Consider the following 18880-nt stretch of genomic DNA (forward strand, 5'->3'; position numbering starts at 1 on the left):
ATCTCAAGGCTATCTAGGAAAGCATTCCGTCATGGTGGGTAGCAGAGCTGGCTGTTGCCTGCTCCATATCGTCCAGCGAATAGGCGCGGATGTAGTCCACCTTCAGCTCCGAGCCATTTGGCAGACCGTCTGCCGGCTTCCCCGCCATGCCGCCGACCGCAAGGTTGACGATCATGTACATCGGGTCATGCATGTCCGATGGCGTATCCGTCTGCGCAACGGCGACGTCGTCGAAATACCAGGTGATATGTTCTTCGTCCCAGAGCAGCCCATAGGTGTGAAAACCTTCGGTGCTTGCCACGCTGACATCCTGGATGACGGAAGTCTTCTCACCCGTCTCGTTCGAATGCGCCGAGAGGATCAGCGAATTCGGATTTTGCCCACGCATCTCGATCACGTCGAGTTCCGGCGGCCAGGAGCCATCTTCCGGCAACAACCAGAATGCAGGCCACGCGCCCTGTTCCTCCGGCATGTCGGCGCGGATCTCGAAATAGCCGTAGGTCTGGGCAAAGCTTGCATGCGTCGTCAGCATCCCCGACGTGTAGTCGTAGCCTTCGACATGGTAGGAAAGCTCGTCTGGTGTCTGCTCCGCCCGGATCGTCAGCACACCGTTCGAGATCGAGAATGGATTAGCCGATGCGGTCGGGCCGTATTCCGGATTGATGTACCATTGATACTCGCCATTGGTATGGAGCGAGGCTCCTTTATCCGGCGCCCACCAGTATTTCGCTTCCCATGTGCCGCCTTCACCGTTGTTGAGCGAAAGTGAATTGAAGTCGTCATTGAAGGTCTGGGTGAGGTTGGAGCGGTCCAGGTTCAGATCGAATTGATCTGCGCTCAGATCGTCCTTCGTCGTGTTGGCAAGAACAATGCTCTCCCCATTGTCGAAATTGAGCCAGAGGTCGCTGCCTTTCTGCGTCGATCCGCTGATCAGCTGGTCGAAGGTCGTGGCGCCGTAGCCATTCAGGCGGATCGTGTCATCCGCGCCGAAATCCCGGATAAGATCCGTGCCGTTGCCGCCGGTGAAGATGAATGTATCGGCACCGCCGCCGCCGATCAGCACATCATTGCCGGCACCGCCGTCGATGGTCTGACTTCCAGAGCCGCCGGTAATAATATTGTCGATGGAATTGCCGAAGGCATAGCGACCGTCGCCGGTCACCCTGAGATTTTCGAAATTCTCCGGCAGGGTGTAGCTCATCCAGGTATCGATCGTATCGACCCCTGCCCCGGATGACTCTACGGCACGGTTGATGCTGGAATAGAGGTAGTAGATATCGTCGCCGGTTCCGCCGGCCATGGTCACATTGACGGCGCCGTCACCCCAGATGGAATCATTGCCGGCAGTGCCGTTCAGCGTCGGTCCGGATCCCGTCGCCGAGAGCCAGGCCGTTGATGTGCCACTATAATAAAGGGGTTGGCCTAACGCATTCAAAATGGAATTCGTCATCGAAATCGCTCCTGTTGCGTGGTCTCCTCCAGATTTTCTCCCGCTGGGAACATGCGGCCGGAATGGGGCGAGAATGCAACAAACCGAGACATAATCCGATTTTGATACACCTAAATCGTCATGGCGGTTAAGTCAGGCTGAAACGGCGATCGAACGATGTGCCGCAATGAAACAGGCTTTATCGCGGCACTTATTCGCATATGGAAGCGGCTCAACGCTTGGTCGCGACCACCTCGAGATAGTCGCTCGGAACCACCATCGTCCCGTCCTTTGCGTGATTGAAACGCGAAATCAGATCGAGCAGCTCCCTTTGTAGATCGGCCTGCTTCTCCGGCTCAAGCGCTCCGAAAGCTTTGTGAACCGGCCCGTACCAGTTGCGGAACACGTCGACCCAGTGTTCGGGCGAGCGATACCGGAAGACGAAGGACTGTGCCTCGATTGCCAGACCGGCCATCGGTTCAAAAGCTCATCGAGCCGCGCAGGCGTGCCCCAGAGGGACGGCGGCTGCACACCGGCTGGTGGCGGGACGTAACGCCCGATCGTTTTGAACAGCTGTCCGATGAAGCTGTCGGGCGTCCAGTTTGCCATGCCGATGCGGCCGCCGCTCTTGCAGACCCGCAGCATTTCTCCTGCCGCCTTTTGCTGGTCGGGCGTGAACATCACGCCGAAGGTGGAAACGACGACATCGAACGCCTCATCGCAAAATGGCAGAGCTTCGGCGTCCGCCACCTGGAAATCAACGGTAAGCCCCTCCGCCTCAGCCCGGCGTCTGCCCTGCTCCAGCAAGGCAGGCACGTAGTCGGTCGACGTCACGCTGCACCAGCGCCGCGCGGCAGCCAGCGTTGCATTCCCGTTTCCGGCAGCGACATCCAGCACCGTTTGCCCGCCGCGCAGGTCAAGCGCCTCACACAGCCGCTCGCCGACGATCTGCAGCGTCGTGCCGACCACCGCATAGTTTCCGGAAGCCCAGGCGCCCTGCTGCCGTGTCTTGACGGCAGAAAAATCCACGCCGCCGAAAGGCACGGGCTGCAAAGGCGGAGCTGCATTACCCCGGGACGGGTTGAGATTGGTGTTCTGCATTGTAATCCCTCCACTCGAATGATCGGCCCGCTTGATCTTGGGCCATGGAGGGAAAATGCAGGAAAGCACCTCAGTCTCTCCAGTGCAGGAAGTGTAGCGGACCTGCTACAGAAACTGGAGCACTCAGCAGCCGGCAAACGAGCTGCGCACCATCCATGTGTCGATGCGCGCGGCGATATCGGGGTCACCGACGAGTGAAATCGTACCGCGATCGATCTCGGCCTTCAGACCGGACAGGCCCATCCAGGCCGCAGTCATCGCCTTGAGTTGTGCGGTAATATAGAGGTCGACGTCATAGCCGGGGTCGATCAGGCATAGATCGACAGGCTCCCCGGCTTGCTGACGATCCAGTAATTGCGCTCCTCACGCGGCAGTTCCGGATAGCTGAATTCGATCACGCTGCGCTTTCGCTTCGGCAGTCCGGTCGCATCGACCTTGCGGCGCATGTTCCACATCAGCAGACGCGCATCGAGATGTTCGAGGGTCACCTCCGCGTCGACATTGCGGTGCGCCCAGCGGCCGAGCTCCTTGACGATCGGCGCAAGCTCATTGGCGATATCGGTCGTCACATAGGTGATTTCGCCGGTCCGCCCGTTGATCGAGCGGGTGACGAGGCCGTTCTCCTCCAGTTGCTTCAATCGCTTGGACATCAGCGTCGGCGACATTCCCGGTACGCCGCGCCTGATCTCGTTGAAATGGGTCGATCCCGACCACATTTCCGACAGCAGCAACAAGGTCCACCGCGGTTCGATCAGCTCGCAGGCCTTTGCGATGGGGCAGAACTGATTGTAGCCGTCACCCTGCATGGCTTGGTCTCCCGTCCAGCAAATTATGCGCCTGCGTAGAGACAGGGTCTAGTCCACGAATTGTACCGGCACACTGACTGAACAACCAGAGGTGATCGCCGGCAGCCTTCAGGCTTAACCTCTTCAACACCTTATTCCTAAAGTATAATTTTAAAGCTTATCTGAAAAAATGGCCAAGTATCCGATCGGAATAGTCTATGGCCTTTTATACGTCTTCTGCAGCACCCGGCGCACCGGCGACCCAGTCGTTCGGAATAAGCTATTTCCTGCCTGCCATCGTGGTTGTGGTGGCCGTAACCATTGGCGTCGTTCAGGCCGATCGCGAACAGCACGAACAGTTCCTGTCCGAACAGCGGCTTGTCGCATCGGAAAGACTTGCCCAGGTATCCTCCAGGCTGGAGACGCAGATCCACGGCAACGTCAATCTCGTCCACGGTCTGGTTGCCGCCATCGCTGCAAGCCCGGACATGAGCCAGCCGCAGTTCGCCGCGCTATCGGAACGAATATTTTCCGTCCCCTCGCAGTTGAGGAATGTTGTCGCCGCGCCTGATCTTGTGGTCAAGCTCGTCCATCCCCTCGAAGAGAATAAGTCGCTCATCGGTCATGACTATGCGGCGCATCCCAAGCAATCGGGTTCGGTCATGGAGGCCATCAAGCGCCGTAAGACCATGATCGCCGGCCCCGTGAAGCTGGATCAGGGCGGTTACGGGCTGCTCGTCCGCTACCCCGTCTTCAAACTGTCCAACGGGCATTTTTGGGGCATAGTTTCTTCGGTCATAGATGCTGATCGCCTGTACCGCGACAGCAACCTCAATTCCAATCGCCAACCTCTGGATATCGCCATATCCCGGCGCCCGCTTCCGCAGCCCAAGGACGTCTTTGTCGGCAACCCCGCCGTCTTCTCCGAAGACGCGGTGCGCACCCGCATCGAGCTCGGTTACGACACCTGGTATCTCTCTGCCGTTCCGAAGGGTGGATGGGTCGAGACCCCGCCCTCAATCGCGATATTCCGCCTGTATGCGGCGCTGATTGCCGTCGGCATCGTCGCTCCGATGATATGGGCGGGGCTGTTGATGAAGCAGCGGTACCGCACCCTCGTTACCCTGCAGCAACGGGAGGAGGAGCTCGGATCGATTTCCCATCGCCTCGGATTGGCCCTGGAAGCATCCGGCATCGGCGTATGGGAATACGACCCGGATAGCGGCAATCTGATCTGGGACCGCCGCATGCGAGAAATGTATGATGCCGCGCCGGATCGCTCGACATTCGGCTATGAAGACTGGAGAAACGCCATACATCCGGACGATGCCGCGGCCGCAGTGGCAGGTTTCCGCGAGACGCTCAATGACGATTCTCCTTACGTCACCCAGTTCCGCCTTGTTTCCCCGCGAGGTGAAATCCGCCATATCCGTGCCAATGGGCGCGTTTACCGCCCGCCCGGTCGTCCGATCAAGGTCATCGGCGCGAACTGGGACGTGACCAACGACATGATGCTGCAGGCGGAACTGAACGATGCGCGTCAGCGCGCCGAGCAACAGAACGACCAGTTGCGCGCCACCCGCCGCACCCTCGAACACCAGTCGCTTCACGACGCGCTGACGGGCTTGCCCAATCGCCGCTTCCTCGACCAGTTTATGGATGCCGAGAATACCGCTGATGCCAACCATCGCCTGGCTTTCATCCATGTCGATCTCGACCGCTTCAAGGAGGTCAACGACACGCTTGGCCACGCAGCCGGCGACGAGGTGCTGAGACAAACGACCGAACGACTGCTCAAGCTGATCGGCCACGACGAATTTGCCTCGCGCGTCGGCGGTGACGAATTCGTCGTCGTCACCAGCGGCCCGCAGGCCTGGCGCCGCTCGCGCGAACTGGCGCTTGCAATCGTCCGCTCGCTCGCCAAGCCGATCGAGATCGACGGCCAAAAATGCCGCATCGGCTGCAGCGCCGGCATCGCCTGCCAGACGGCCGCCGCAGAAGACCCACGCCAGCTTCTCGTCAATGCCGATATCGCCCTATATGAGGCGAAGAAGCGCGGCCGCAACCGCATGGAAGTCTTCTCCGAAGAACTTCGCATGGCCGCGGTGCGCCGCAAGAACACGTCGGACGAATTCCTGACGGCGCTCGAACACGATCAGATTGTGCCGTTCTTCCAGCCGCAATTCGACGCGTTGACGCTCGATATCGTCGGTGTCGAGGCGCTCGCCCGCTGGGATCATCCCGAGTTGGGCATCCTCGCCCCGGACAAGTTCCTCGATATCGCCGAAAGCCTCAACCGCGCGGCCGATCTCGATGCGATCATGCTGGACAAGGCCTTCTTCCAGTCCACCCGCTGGCAGGCCCTTGGCCTCGACATCCCGCATCTGTCCGTCAACATCTCGGCCCAGCGGCTAAAGGACGGCCGCCTGATGGACAAGCTGGCCGGCATGCATTTCCGGCCGGGCAGCCTTTCCTTCGAACTGCTCGAATCCATTTCCTTCGACGGCAATGACGACGAGCTGCGCCTCGCGACCAGCAGGCTGAAGTCTCTCGGCGTAGACATCGAGATCGACGATTTCGGCACGGGCCACGCGTCGATCGTCAGCCTCCTCGAACTCGGCCCGAAACGCCTCAAGATCGACCGGAAGCTGATCGCACCGCTCGAAGCATCCGCCTCGCAACGCAGACTGGTCGCCTCCATCATCGAGATCGGCAAGTCTCAAAATATCGAGATCCTGGCCGAAGGCGTCGAAACCCAGGCGCATATCGAGATCCTGCGCAATCTCGGCTGCCACGCGCTGCAGGGTTATGCCTTCGCCAAGCCCATGTCGGCGGAAGCTTTTGTCGACTTCGCCCGCGACTGGCAAAATCGCGACCGGCTCGGCAGCGCCGTCGCGTGATTGCCGGAACAGGCTGAAAACAGAACGAATGCACGGAACGGCTTGACCTTGCCCCTGGGTCCGCCCCGATAAGGATGCGGACTATAACCAGCGAGGTGATTCCGTGAGCCCATATCCAGCAGATCTTACCGCGTCGCAGGCCGTGCGGAGGCTCGGCGTATCTCGCAAGGCCCTCCTGCTTTACGAACGGCACGGACTGGTCGAGCCGCAACGATCGGCTGCCGGCTGGCGACTTTACGGACCGAATGAAATGGCGAGGGCGGCGGCCGTCGTGGAGATGCGCAATCTCGGCCTAAGCCTGGCCGAGGTCAAGCGCATGATAGGCGGCGAACTGCAAGCAATGGACGCGGCTCTCTCGGCCCATCAGGCGAGGCTTGAGCGTCAGATCGACGTCGTTTCGGAAAGGCTGCGCGCAGTGAACGACCTTCGCGCGGGCATTTCCCGCGGGCACAAACCGACGCCAGAGGAACTCGCTCATGGCCTTCGCCAGAGACCGAAGATCTCGGTTTGCTTCGACCTCCCTGGCCCTGGGGCGGTGAACGCTTCGAGTTTAATAGCGATGCGACGCTGATCTACATCGTCGGGCCGCTCGGCAGTGGCAAGACCCGCCTCGCGAAAGCGCTGGCCGGCAACATAGCGGATGCCATCTTCGTCGGCATGGGCCGGGATGGCGACTGCGACGGCAAGCGAATGGCGGATGACGTTGAACTCGCCCGACGCGTGGATCGAGCCATGCGATGGATGGCCGAGGAAGGCGCGCGCGAAACCGCTGCCCTTCAAGCACTGCTCGTTGCCATAGAAAGCGATCCCGAAACCATCAAGGTCATCGACATGATCGAGCATGATCTCGACGCGGCCACCCAGCAGGCAGTCGCGGCATGGCTGAAACGCCCGGGCCGCAGCGTGCCGATCTTCGCCATGACACGCTCGTCGGCGATCCTGGATCTTGCAGCGATCGGCCCGCAGGAAGCAGTACTCTTCTGCCCTGCCAACCACAGCCCGCCTCTCGTGGTGGAACCACGCACCGGAGCCTTTGGCTTCGAGGCGGTCGAAACCTGCCTCGCGACGCCTGAAGTGCGCGCTCGGACTGCCGGCACGATTGCCTGGCGGCGGCAGGCCGCCTGACGAAAAAGCCCCGCCGGCTATGAGCAGGCGGGGCTTCAAAAGAACCTATGGGTTCAGGCGATCAGAGTTCGCTCTGCGACGTCACGATCTTCGACACCAGACCGTAGGAAACGGCTTCGTCGGCGGAGAGCCAGTAATCGCGGTCGATGTCCTTGGCGATCTTGTCTTCCGGCTGCCCGGTGGCCTTGGAGAAGATCTTGATCAGACGCTCGTTCATCTTGATGATTTCGCGGGCCTGGATCTCGATGTCCGAAGCCATGCCGCGGGTACCGCCGGACGGTTGGTGAAGCAGGAAGCGGGTGTTCGGAAGCGCGATACGGCGCTCTTTCGGCGCGGCCGCATAGATCAGCGCACCGGCGGAAGCGACCCAGCCGGTTCCGATCATCCAGACCTTGGGCTTGATGAACTTGATCATGTCATGGATCGAGATCGCCCGATCTCGACGTGACCGCCAGGCGAGTTCACGTAGATGCGGATGTCGTCATCGCTGGCTGCCGAAAGGGCGACCAGCTGCGTGTTGACCTTCTGCGCCAATTCCTGGGTGATCGGCCCATAGATGAAGATCGAGCGCGACTTGAAAAGATCTCGCCTCAGTTTCCTTGCCCAGCGGCAATTCCTTGGTCTTGTCGTCGTTGTCGTCTTCGTCGTTCAGCACAGTCAGTGTCTCCTGCATGGGATTCATATACCGGACATAATGTGTTCGCGGCCACAAAACAATGGAGGCAGGCCCGAAGCCACACGGTTAGCGGTGACTAAGGTGAATGACGTAGGAACTTCAGCCCGATAGCCCTTGATTGCCGTGGACAGGCCGGACGGTCCTGCCCTATTCTCGCCAACATCGATTTTGCAGAACAAGATTACGGGGACCCGATGTTCAAGCGCCTTTCACTGTCAGCCGCCATTTTCGCCGCCGCGGCGGCACCCGCTTTTGCCCATCTCAATCCGGAGGAACATGGTTCCTTCATGGCCGGCTTCTCCCACCCGCTTTTCGGCATGGATCATATCCTGGTGATGATCGCGGTCGGCCTCTGGGCTGCTCAGATTGCCCAGGACGGAAAGCGGAGCGCTCTGTGGATCGTTCCGTCTGCATTCGTCGCGACGATGGCTGTCGGCTTCTCGCTGGCGCTTGCCGGCATCGAACTCCCGTTTGTCGAGCCCGCGATCCTTGCATCGGTCATTGCGCTCGGCCTTCTCGTTGCAGTGGCCGTTCGCCTGCCGACGGCAGCCTGCGCCGCGATCGTCGCGATCTTCGCTCTCTTCCACGGCCATGCCCATGGCGGTGAACTCGGTTCGGCGGGCGCGATGCAGTTCGGCATCGGCTTCGTCATCGCCACCGCCCTACTGCATGTCGCCGGCATAGCCCTGGGTCTCGGAATTTCGCGGTTCAGCCCCTATATCGCCCGCGTTCTCGGGGGCATCACCGCCCTGCTAGGTCTGTCGCTGGCCTTCGGCTGAGCGGAAACCTCGGGACAAAGCCGGAGACGGCCGCATTACCGCGAATTAACCTTCCGGCGGTTTGAAAAGCCGATACTCTCTCCTACCTCCCTGTGGATAACAACAGCCCCAAGGGGCTCACAGGGAGGCACTCATGTCGCCGGAAGAACGCCAGCTTCTCAATGGACTTTTCGAACGGATCCGCACGGCATCCGCCACGCCGCGGGACAGGGAAGCGGAAGAACTGATCGAGCAGGAAACCCGCCGCCAGCCCTACGCCGCCTATTATCTTGCCCAGGCAGTCGCCGTGCAGGAAAAGGGGCTCGAAGCCGCTGCCAACCGCATTCGTGACCTTGAAGACCGCATACGCGAGCTGGAAGCCAGCGGAAGTGATCACCGCCGCGCCGAACAGGGAGGAGGTTTTCTGAGTTCGATTTTCGGCTCATCACAGCCTCAACAACAAGCGCCAGTGCAGCAAAATTCCGGTCCATGGGACAGCACGGCGCGTGGGCCGTCCGATGACGGCCGTCGCCACGATGAAGGCTATCGTAGTCCGCAGCCCTCCTCTGGCTACCAAGCTTCAGCAAACCAGCCCGCCGGCCCATGGGGCGGTAACGCATATCGCGGCCCGTCCGCCGGCAGCAGCTTTCTGACCGGAGCACTCGGGACCGCGGCCGGGGTAGCCGGCGGCATGCTGCTCGCCAATTCCTTGTCGGGAATTTTCAGCAGCCATATGTCCGGAGCGGGCCTCGGCAATCCGCTCGCCGGTGCGGGCGCATTCGGCGCCTCGGAACAGCCTGCCGTCGAGGAGACCGTCGTCAACAACAACTACGGTGACGATGCCATCCGCGAGGCGTCAGACAATGGCGACGATGGCGGCGCCGCCGGTAATGATGGCTGGCAGCAGGCAGATTACGACAATGATGACGGCGCCTCTGATCAATCGGACTTCGGCGACGACAACAGCCTCGACATCTGAGCCACACCCCGAACGGACCTCGGGTAACAGCACCAGTAAGTGTCAGGTCATGGACGGCGACGATACGTGCTTCGCTTGCCGGCGGATGTGATCATCCAGAAGGTCTTTCCGTCGTCATCCGTCACGATGCGGTCGCAGCGGTTGCGGCGGCTGTCGAAATGGATGCAGATCCTGCCATTCGCGATCGTATACACGCCGGGATATTTCCCGGCATGAAGGTAGCGTCCATTGGTCATGTATCGCATTCGACCATTCATGGTGTGGCCGACAGCAATCCGCTCGATTTCTGCCTTGGTAGCCGGCCGCTCGATGGCATGAGCCAGACTGCTTGAGAGAACCGATGCCAGCAAGGCGACACCTGAAATGCAAATGACCTTCATCTCTTCCTCCAGCTTTAGATGGAGCTGAAGTAAAGCAGACTATCCGCGTCCCGACATAAATCTATGTTGGTCAACAATGGAGATAATCTGCTTATCGAGCAGTATTATCGGAAAGACTTCGCTTTGGGCGACCTCCGAAGGCGGCCGCTCGCTTCGCATCATGGCCGTCCTGGCGGCTCTCAGCCTCGACCGCGATAGGTGGGTACGCCCTGGTCAGGCAGCCATACACCGGCCGGAACTTCGCCCGTCTGCCAGAACACGTCGATCGGAATGCCGCCGCGCGGATACCAGTAGGCACCGATCCTCAGCCATTTCGGCTGCAGCAGCTCGACGAGCCGCTTGGCGATGTAGACCGAGCAGTCTTCATGGAATGCCCCGTGATTGCGGAACGAGGTGAGAAAAGCTTCAGCGACTTCGATTCCACCAGAAAGGCATCGGGAATGTAGTCGATCACGATATGGGCGAAGTCCGGCTGGCCGGTCATCGGGCAGAGCGACGTGAATTCCGGCGCGGTGAAGCGTGTCACGTAATCCATGTCCTGGTTGCTGTTCGGTACGCGCTCCAGTACGGCCTCTTCCGGGCTCTTCGGCGCGTCCACCTGTTTTCCGAGCTGCGACAGCCCGCTGACATCCGTCATCGTCATTTGCCTGTTCCTTCCGGGCCTGCATGCCCTTCAACGTCTACCTTCTGTCCATGTGCGTGCTCGCCTTCGGGCTCGACATGGATCGCCAATGTGGCGCCGGGAATAACCTCTTTGATCGCGTCTTCCAAGCGGTCGCAGATATCATGCGCTTCTCCGACGCTCATCGATGCGGGCACGACGAGATGGAAATCGATGAAGGCCGCTGCCCCTGCCCGTCTGGACTTGAGGTCGTGAACATCGAGCGCGCCAGTGGAATGGGTAGTGATCGCAGCGCGCACCGCTGCCTCCTCGTCCGGCTCCAGCGCCTTGTCCATCAGGCCGCCGAGCGAGTGGGAAATCACCTTGTAGCCCTGCCAAAGGATGTTGATCGCCACGAGGATCGCGAGCAGCGGATCGAGGATCGCATAGCCGGTGACGACAGCGAGGATGAGGCCGACGAAGACACCAGCCGAGGTGACGACATCCGACATGATGTGATGACCGTCGGCCGTCAGCGCAGGAGAGCGGAACTTTGTCCCGGTGCGGATGAGGATTGTCGCCCAGATTGCGTTGAAGACACCGGCAACCGCATTGATCGCAAGCCCCAGCGCCGGCGCCTCCATGACGGCCGGAGATGCCAGCGCGTCCCACGCCTCCTGGATGATCAGGATCGCCGCAACGACGATCAGCACACCCTCGACGACAGCCGAGATATATTCCGCCTTGTGATGCCCGAACTGGTGGTCATGGTCTGCCGGACGCTCCGCATAGCGGATGACGAAATAGGCGATGAAGGCCGCCGTCACGTTGACGAAGGATTCCAGCCCGTCGGAGAGCAGTGCCACCGATCCGGTCACCCACCATGCCAGCATCTTCAGGCCCATCACGCCGATCGAGATGGGGATGCCCCAGAATGCCAGCCTGCCGACGATGGATCTGTCCTCAACGGTAACGGTATTCACGGATCGCGCCTCTATTGCGTGTGCGAATGACTTGCAGGAGCCAAGCTCCAAAACGGCAAAACCGCCGCCACGACGGAGGTCGCGGCGGCGGTTTCGGATGAGCGGTTCTATGCCTTAGACAGGGTCGGTTGTCAAAGGCGCGCGGTTACTCCCTGCCCGACAATGTTCATCCCCAATATCTTGTTAGGCTTATCAAGAAAATCTGTACAAAAGAGATCCAACTAAGCTTATGTAACGTAAAACTAATAAAAATGGACCGATAGGCTGGGATGGACACCAATATCCAATTCTTCATCGAATTCGACAAAGAAACGATGCGACGCTTCGACGTTACCCCCGCGCCGGACGGCAGCTATGGCGTGACCACCACGATGCAGTTCGATGCCGGCTGGGAGAAGCCGGAAACGATTCTCAATTTTTCCGACAAGAAGAAGCTTGCCCGTCACCTCATCAACGAAGGCATCCCGCGCGAGGAAGTAGATAGGAAGCTCGGGGTCTAGGCATTTGGCGAAACGCGGGGCTTGCTGCTGCCTCAATCCTGAGCCCTGCTGATGGCCTCGCGTTTCGGTAAATCAGGAAAGAGGAGCCGGCAAGGGGAGAACTCACCCCTTGCCGGCTCCTCTTCCCAAAACGGCTCAAGCAGCCTTCGTCTCGCGCTTCCTGGCCAGATGCGCCACGACATTCTCGATCATCCGCATCCCTGCATCGCCGCCGAGCGTCATGATCGATTCCGGATGGAACTGCACAGCCGCGATCGGCTCCTTGGCGTGCTCGATGCCCATAATCGTGCCGTCTTCGCTCTCCGCCGTAATGATGAAGTTCGGATCGAGCGTCGCCGGATCGGCAAAGATCGAGTGATAGCGACCGACCGTCACTTCCTTGGAAAGGCCGGAAAAGACGATGCCCGGCTCCAGCACGCGGATGCGCGATGGCTTGCCGTGCATCGGCAGCGCCAGATGGCGCAACTCGCCGCCATAGGCTTCCGCCAGAGCCTGCAGGCCGAGGCAGACGCCGAAGATCGGCAGGTTCTTCGCCCTGGCCGCCTTGATCGTCGCCTTGCAGTCGAAGTCCTTTGGGTTGCCGGGTCCCGGCGACAGCACGACGAGATCGGGATCGATCCGGTCGAACACCTCTTCCGGCACCGGCGTGCGAACAGTGGAAACCGTCGCGCCCGTCTGGCGGAAATAGTTGGCGAGCGTATGGACGAAACTGTCCTCGTGGTCGACGAGCAGGATCTTCACCCCTCGCCCACCCGGGCGACATCACGGGAGACCTTGCCCGTATTGCCGGCGCGCGCATCGCGGATCGCGGAAATCATGGCCGATGCCTTCAGTTCGGTTTCTGCTTCTTCCTCTTCCGGGTTGGAATCGTTCAGCAATGTCGCACCGGCACGCACTTCGGCAATGCCGTCTTTGACCCGGATGGTACGCAGCGTCAGACCCGTATTCATGTTGCCGTCGAAGCCGACCATGCCGATCGCACCGCCATACCATGCGCGCGGGCTCTTCTCGTGGCTCTCGATGAAGCGCATCGCCCACAGTTTTGGCGCACCGGTGACTGTCACGGCCCAGGCATGAGACAGGAAACCGTCGAACGCATCCATGTCCGGCCGCAGGCGGCCTTCGATATGATCGACCGTGTGGATGAGGCGCGAATACATCTCGATCTGGCGGCGACCGATCACCTTCACCGAACCCGGCTCGCAGACACGGCTCTTGTCGTTGCGGTCAACGTCGGAGCACATGGTGAGCTCGGACTCGTCCTTCTTGGAATTGAGCAACTTGAGGATCTGCTCGCTATCGGAGATCGCGTCCTCGCCGCGCCTGATCGTGCCTGAGATCGGGCAGGTCTCGATCCGGCGACCGGAGACGCGCACGAACATCTCCGGCGATGCGCCGATCAGATACTCCTGGTTTCCAAGATTGATGAAGAAGGAATAGGGCGACGGGTTGATCGCCTTCAGCCGGTTGGAAATCTCCGAAGGCTTGGAATCGCAGCGTTCCATGAATTTCTGGCCCGGCACCACTTCGAACAGATCGCCACGGCGAAAACTTTCCTTCGCCTTGGTGACGAGGCTCGCGTATTCGCCCGGCTTGTGGTCGCCCTTCGGCGGCGTGACCGTCGTCCGGCGGAAAGGATCAGGCGCTACATCGCCCGACTTGCCCTCGGTCGTCACGCCGTCCTTGGCAAAATCATAGCGGTCGACCCAGGCCTTCGCCGCATGGTGGTCGACGACCAGGATTTCGTCCGGCAGGAAAAGCACCATGTCGCGCTGGTCTTCCGGCCGCTCCATCGAAAGCTTGATCGCATCGAACTGGAAGGCGAGATCGTAACCGAAGGCACCGAACAGGCCGATGGCCGAATCCGCATCGGAATAGAAGAGATCGACGACTGCCCGCAGGACGGTGAACACCGTCGGCATCTTGGAGCGCTCTTCTTCGGTGAAGACGCGGGACGGCTGGTTGACCGTCAGGTCCAGCCGGCGTGCAGTCCGTTCGCCAAGTGTCAAGTCCTCGACCGTCGCAAGCCTGTCGGCAACGAACCCAAGGAGAACCTCACCGCGCTCGTTATAGGCATCGATCCATACCTTGCGGCCATTGCAGGTGAGCCCGAGCGGGGGATCAGCGATGGCCGTGTCCCATCTTGTATAACGGCCCGGATATTCATAGTTCGACGAGAAGACGGCGCCGCGGCGCTCATCGAGCCGGTCGACATAGGACGAAATCGCCGTTGCATATTCCGCCGGCCGGCGTGCGCGGCTGACGGTAATGCCGCCCTTCGTCTCGTAAGTCTCCGATCCGTCGTCGTTGATGATCGTCACCATGGCATGCCTCTCCGGTCTCTCGTCTCCGGCGCAGGCTGAGACTTCACGTCGCGTTGGCCTGCTCGGGTTGTTCAGTACCCGTTTCCCTCGTCGGCCAATAAAAAAGCCGCCTCGGGTCTCGGGCGGCTTGGTCTCGTCTTGTCGATGGACATGACTGGTCAAGGCCGCGTCAGCGTGCCCACCACCAGTTACCGTTGTTGATCATCGAAATCGTCATGGGCGGAATTGTTAGCGTCAGTCCGTTCCACGCGCAAGCGCAAAAATACCGTCGACGGATGCGACCAAATCCGGGTCACGCGCGTTGCCTGTCTGGCCGGACGTCCGAGATAGCCCGGCAACGGGCGTTCTGGCCCATGGATAGACGAGGAATAGGACAGGACGAAGGATGAAGCGATCCCTTTATCTTCTTGCCTTGGGCATGCCCCTGATGCTCGGCGCATCACTGCCGCCGACGCGGCCGATACCGCAGGCTCAGCCTGCGGATGTCGTCGAAGTGAATGTCATCGACCGCTTCCTCCAGGATGCCGGCGTCAGGAAGCGTCCGTCCTCCCAGCGCACCAGAACACGCTCCCAGGCCAATCGCGGCGTGTTCCCCAAACCACCGGCCATCGCAAGCGTTCCATTGCCGCTGCCGAAGCCTACGCAAAACGCGCAAGCTGCGCCCGCAAACGAGCAGGCGCAGACGGAAGATAAGTCTGGCACCACCCCAACGCCGCAGGAAAAGCCAGCGGAACCAGAGAAGGCAGAAACCGCTCCCGGGAAACCGGCAGAACGCGAAACTGCGACGCCGAGCACCTCATCGTCGGACACTGCTCCGCCTTCTGCTGCAAAGCCGGAGACGGCAAAGGCCGACGAGCCTCCGTCTCCAGCCACACCGGCTCCGACTGACGGGGCAGCCAGCCCGCCTGTCGTCCAGCAGCCGGCCACCGCTAACGAGCCGGCCCGTGAAGCCGAGGTTCCCAAGCCCTTGGCCAAGCCTGAAACGGATGAGGCAGCGACCGACAACAAGGGGCCGGCAACGAAGAACGATCAGGAACCAGCCAAGGACGGCGAGACCGCTGCCGATGAAACCAAACCCGATGGGAAAGCGGCGGAAGAAGGTGAAAAGGCCGAGGCCGAACCGCCTCCACCGCCGCTTGTGAAGGAAGACCCGCAGGAACTGCAGGCCTGCCTTGCCGATCTCAAAGCGATCGGCGCAAAATTCGAGGCGACGGATCCGATCAACGAAGGCAATGGCTGCGGCATCGAGCACCCGATCGATGTCGCCGAAGTCCTGCCCGGTGTCGATCTCGGCGGCGCGACGATGCGCTGCAAGACGGCGCTCACCATGGCCCACTGGCTGAAGGACACGGCCCAGCCGGCGCTGGACATCGCCATGCCTGGCCGCAAGATCGTCCGCCTCGTGCCCGGCTCCACCTATCAGTGCCGCCTCAGAAACAACGCCTCGACCGGGAAGATTTCAGAGCATGCGCGCGGCAACGCCTTCGATGTGGCCGCCTTCAAGCTCGACAATGGCGAGACCATCGAGATGAAACCACGCGACGAGGATTCCACGCTCGAAGGCGCCTTCCAGCGCACCGCGACAGCCGGCGCCTGCCTGCACTTCACAACCGTGCTCTCTCCCGGCAGCGATGCAGCCCACGAAGACCACCTGCATCTCGACGTCATGGAGCGGAAAGGCGGCTATCGCTACTGCCGTTGAATCAATGTCTCAACAGCATGAATCATAACCGCAACTGCAAGCCTCAAGCATCTGTTTCAAAAACACAATCCCGCGAAACTCGACCTGAGTTTCGCGGGATTGTGTTTTTAGGGACTAGTTGGGGGTCAGAAGATCGGCTTGAAGCAGACCTCGACAACCCGGCTATCGTCCGGATCGGTGATGCGCAGCAGCTGGCAGTCGCGAACCTCGCGGCGCACGTAAGTCGTGCGAACGGCGCGAGCCTCGCGATAGTGAGACTGGGATGGCGCATAATAGCCACCGACGAGATCAGCGGCACCTGCTGTAATGGGCGATACCATTGCAGCCATAAGAGCAGCCGCAGGAAGCGTAAGCTTTCGGAATGAAATCGACATGGATATCTCCGGAAAAGAAAAATGGACGCGGAAAAGGTTGCCCCCAATCCCGCGCAGCATCAATTCCGAAATGGGATTTAGGTTCCCACAGCTCCTGCACGCAACTAGGTGAGATCTCTCGAACTGTCGAAAGGCCGATGTTCACCCATTGGAAACCGGGTCAGAGATCCCGCGCAGCGGCAACCCCGGCCACGTCCTCGTCTGTCAGCACGACCTCGTATTTCTGATCCGGATCGAACACCTCGACACGATTTGCCGTCACTTCGTCGTTTTCCGCCAGCGCCCGAGAAAACGCCTCGGGCGACCGCTCGTCCTCGACCAGAATGGTGCTTCCGGCCTTCAATGCGACTTCGAGATAGGGCATGGCGGCTCCTTCCTGCGTTCTTGCCTGTGAAGCTGAACGCCCGGAGCCTCGATCGGTTGCCTAGAATAGCCCTTCGATCTGGCCTTCCTCGTTGAGCATGATCCGTTCCGCCGAAGGCGAGCGCGGCAGACCTGGCATAGTCATGATCTCGCCGGTGATCGCCACGATGAAGCCGGCACCGGCCGAAAGCCGCACTTCGCGTACATGCACGACATGCCCTTCCGGCGCGCCGCGCAATGCAGGATCGGTCGAGAATGAATATTGCGTCTTGGCGATACAGACGGGCAGATGGCCGTAACCCTGATCCTGCCAGGCCCTCAGCTGGTCGCGCACCGCCTTGTCTGCCGTCACTTCGCCGGCATGGTAGATCTTCGTGGCCACGACCTCGATCTTTTCCATCAGTGGCGTATCGTCGGGATAAAGCGGCTGGAAATCGGCCTGACCGCTATCGGCAAGCTCGACCACCTTATAGGCAAGCTCCTCGATGCCGGCAGAGCCCTGCCCCCAATGGCGGCAAACGATCGCATCAGCGCCATGCCGATCGACATATTCCTTGATCGCGGCGATTTCCGCATCTGTGTCGGAGATGAAGTGGTTGATCGCCACGACCACCGGCACGCCGAACTTGCGCACATTGGCGACATGACGGCCGAGATTGGCACAGCCGCGCACGAGCGCCTCGACATTCTCGGCGGACAAGTCTTCCTTCTTCACGCCGCCATTCATCTTCAGCGCACGGATCGTTGCGACGATGACCGCCGCATCAGGCTTCAGCCCGGCCTGACGGCACTTGATATCGAAGAACTTTTCAGCGCCGAGATCCGCCCCGAAGCCCGCTTCCGTCACGACATAATCGCCGAGCTTCAGCGCCGCCTTGGTGGCGATCACCGAATTGCAGCCGTGGGCGATATTGGCGAACGGGCCGCCATGCACGAAAGCCGGATTGTTCTCCAGCGTCTGCACCAGGTTCGGCTGCATCGCATCCTTGAGCAGAACCGCCATCGCCTTGTCGGCCTTCAGATCACGGGCATAGACCGGCGAGCGGTCGAAACGGTAGCCGATGACGATCTCGCCGAGCCGCCGCTCGAGATCGGCCAGGTTTTCGGCAAGGCAGAGGATCGCCATGACTTCCGAGGCGACCGTGATGTCGAAGCCGCCTTCGCGCGGAAAACCGTTCTTGGAACCGCCGAGCGACATGACGACTTCGCGCAGCGCGCGGTCGTTCATGTCCATCACCCGCCGCCAGGTGATGCGGCGGATGTCGATGTTAAGCTCGTTGCCCCAATAGACATGATTGTCGATCATCGCCGACAGGAGATTATGCGCCGAGGTGATGGCGTGGAAATCGCCGGTGAAATGGAGGTTAATATCCTCCATCGGCACGACTTGAGCATATCCGCCGCCAGCAGCCCCGCCCTTGACGCCGAAACAGGGACCGAGGGACGGTTCGCGCACGCAGATGACCGCCTTCTTGCCGATGCGGTTGAGACCGTCTCCGAGGCCGACCGTCGTCGTCGTCTTCCCTTCGCCGGCCGGCGTCGGGTTGATCGCGGTGACAAGGATCAGCTTGCCGTTCTTGCGGCCGTCGAGCGAAGCGATGAAGCCCTCGCCGATCTTCGCCTTGTCGTGACCGTAAGGAATGAGGTCCGCAGAGGGAATGCCCAGCTTATCGCCGATCTCGCCGATCGGTTTCTTCACCGCTGCGCGAGCGATCTCGATATCCGATTTCACGTCTACCATAGGTATTCTCCGCATCTCTTTGCCACGCATGGCCCGTGGCGACACCGATAGCGAAGATGGCGCGAAGATAGAATAGCCAAGGGTGATCTTCCCGAGATGCCCACAAGGAAAAGGCGGCGCAGTTTCCCGCACCGCCTTTTCAGAGCGTCCCCGCTCCTG

At 60.5% G+C, this 18880-nt stretch carries 15 protein-coding genes and 4 pseudogenes; 7 read left to right on the top strand and 12 right to left on the bottom strand.

The features are described 5' to 3' along the window. Positions 1-13: 13 nt before the first annotated feature. The 4 genes and pseudogenes from eglC to N7E02_RS28545 all read right to left on the bottom strand — a co-directional run bounded on the left by eglC (position 14) and on the right by N7E02_RS28545 (position 3336). Positions 14-1450: an endo-1,3-1,4-beta-glycanase EglC gene (gene eglC / locus N7E02_RS28530; protein ID WP_286581203.1), complete on the bottom strand. Its 1437-nt coding sequence runs from the start codon at positions 1448-1450 to the stop codon at positions 14-16. A gap of 211 nt (positions 1451-1661) precedes the next feature. Further along, positions 1662-2530, bottom strand: a pseudogene (locus tag N7E02_RS28535) (class I SAM-dependent methyltransferase). Between the two features lie 123 nt (positions 2531-2653). Continuing rightward, positions 2654-2788 carry a hypothetical protein gene (locus N7E02_RS28540; protein WP_286581204.1) on the bottom strand — a complete coding sequence of 45 codons (135 nt, stop codon included), beginning with the start codon at positions 2786-2788 and terminating at the stop codon, positions 2654-2656. 50 nt (positions 2789-2838) lie between these two features. Further along, positions 2839-3336: a winged helix-turn-helix transcriptional regulator gene (locus tag N7E02_RS28545; RefSeq protein WP_286581206.1), complete on the bottom strand. Its 498-nt coding sequence runs from the start codon at positions 3334-3336 to the stop codon at positions 2839-2841. Positions 3337-3533: 197 nt separating this feature from the next. On the opposite strand from N7E02_RS28545, the gene N7E02_RS28550 reads away from it, so the two are divergent. The 3 genes from N7E02_RS28550 (at position 3534) to N7E02_RS28560 (ending at position 7340) form a co-directional block, all read left to right on the top strand. Next, positions 3534-6215, top strand: a complete 2682-nt coding sequence (locus tag N7E02_RS28550) for a bifunctional diguanylate cyclase/phosphodiesterase (protein WP_286581207.1) — start codon at positions 3534-3536, stop codon at positions 6213-6215. 103 nt (positions 6216-6318) lie between these two features. Next, positions 6319-6786 carry a MerR family transcriptional regulator gene (locus tag N7E02_RS28555; RefSeq protein ID WP_286581208.1) on the top strand — a complete coding sequence of 156 codons (468 nt, stop codon included), beginning with the start codon at positions 6319-6321 and terminating at the stop codon, positions 6784-6786. Next, entirely contained in the window at positions 6723-7340 is a 618-nt protein-coding gene (locus tag N7E02_RS28560) for an ATP-binding protein (RefSeq protein WP_286581209.1), read from the top strand. The genes N7E02_RS28555 and N7E02_RS28560 overlap by 64 nt, the downstream gene beginning before the upstream one ends. Positions 7341-7401: 61 nt before the next feature. Here N7E02_RS28560 and N7E02_RS28565 read toward each other — a convergent pair. Then, positions 7402-7992: pseudogene (locus N7E02_RS28565) on the bottom strand (ATP-dependent Clp protease proteolytic subunit). A gap of 218 nt (positions 7993-8210) precedes the next feature. Between N7E02_RS28565 and N7E02_RS28570 the strand changes: the two are divergent. Both N7E02_RS28570 and N7E02_RS28575 read left to right on the top strand, forming a co-directional pair. Then, positions 8211-8795: a HupE/UreJ family protein gene (locus tag N7E02_RS28570; protein WP_286581210.1), complete on the top strand. Its 585-nt coding sequence runs from the start codon at positions 8211-8213 to the stop codon at positions 8793-8795. Positions 8796-8928: 133 nt separating this feature from the next. Further along, positions 8929-9753, top strand: a complete 825-nt coding sequence (locus N7E02_RS28575) for a DUF2076 domain-containing protein (protein WP_286581212.1) — start codon at positions 8929-8931, stop codon at positions 9751-9753. Positions 9754-9800: 47 nt separating this feature from the next. On the opposite strand, the gene N7E02_RS28580 is transcribed toward N7E02_RS28575, so the two are convergent. From N7E02_RS28580 to N7E02_RS28590, 3 genes and pseudogenes are all read right to left on the bottom strand, one after another. Continuing rightward, complete coding sequence (locus N7E02_RS28580) at positions 9801-10133, bottom strand: hypothetical protein (RefSeq protein ID WP_286581213.1); 333 nt, start codon at positions 10131-10133, stop codon at positions 9801-9803. Between the two features lie 179 nt (positions 10134-10312). Further along, positions 10313-10776 (bottom strand): annotated as a pseudogene (gene queF, locus N7E02_RS28585) (preQ(1) synthase). After that, positions 10773-11717 (bottom strand): cation diffusion facilitator family transporter, encoded by a 945-nt coding sequence (locus N7E02_RS28590; RefSeq protein ID WP_286581214.1) that lies wholly within the window; start codon positions 11715-11717, stop codon positions 10773-10775. The pseudogene queF and the gene N7E02_RS28590 overlap by 4 nt, the downstream one beginning before the upstream one ends. Before the next feature lie 269 nt (positions 11718-11986). Between N7E02_RS28590 and N7E02_RS28595 the strand changes: the two genes are divergently transcribed. Then, positions 11987-12217, top strand: a complete 231-nt coding sequence (locus N7E02_RS28595) for a hypothetical protein (RefSeq protein ID WP_286581215.1) — start codon at positions 11987-11989, stop codon at positions 12215-12217. A gap of 135 nt (positions 12218-12352) precedes the next feature. On the opposite strand, the pseudogene N7E02_RS28600 reads toward N7E02_RS28595, so the two are convergent. Continuing rightward, positions 12353-14541 (bottom strand): annotated as a pseudogene (locus N7E02_RS28600) (anthranilate synthase). A gap of 385 nt (positions 14542-14926) precedes the next feature. Between N7E02_RS28600 and N7E02_RS28605 the strand changes: the two are divergent. Further along, positions 14927-16243, top strand: coding sequence for an extensin family protein (locus N7E02_RS28605; RefSeq protein WP_286581217.1), 1317 nt, complete (start codon positions 14927-14929; stop codon positions 16241-16243). 125 nt (positions 16244-16368) lie between these two features. On the opposite strand, the gene N7E02_RS28610 is transcribed toward N7E02_RS28605, so the two are convergent. The 3 genes from N7E02_RS28610 to N7E02_RS28620 form a co-directional block, all read right to left on the bottom strand. Then, positions 16369-16617, bottom strand: a complete 249-nt coding sequence (locus N7E02_RS28610) for a hypothetical protein (protein ID WP_286581218.1) — start codon at positions 16615-16617, stop codon at positions 16369-16371. Between the two features lie 160 nt (positions 16618-16777). Continuing rightward, positions 16778-16981 (bottom strand): hypothetical protein, encoded by a 204-nt coding sequence (locus N7E02_RS28615; RefSeq protein WP_286581219.1) that lies wholly within the window; start codon positions 16979-16981, stop codon positions 16778-16780. A gap of 60 nt (positions 16982-17041) precedes the next feature. Further along, positions 17042-18721, bottom strand: a complete 1680-nt coding sequence (locus N7E02_RS28620; RefSeq protein ID WP_286581220.1) for a formate--tetrahydrofolate ligase — start codon at positions 18719-18721, stop codon at positions 17042-17044. Between the last annotated feature and the right edge of the window lie 159 nt (positions 18722-18880).

It is taken from the genome of Terrirhizobium terrae (assembly GCF_030323265.1).
GTDB lineage: Bacteria > Pseudomonadota > Alphaproteobacteria > Rhizobiales > Rhizobiaceae > Neorhizobium.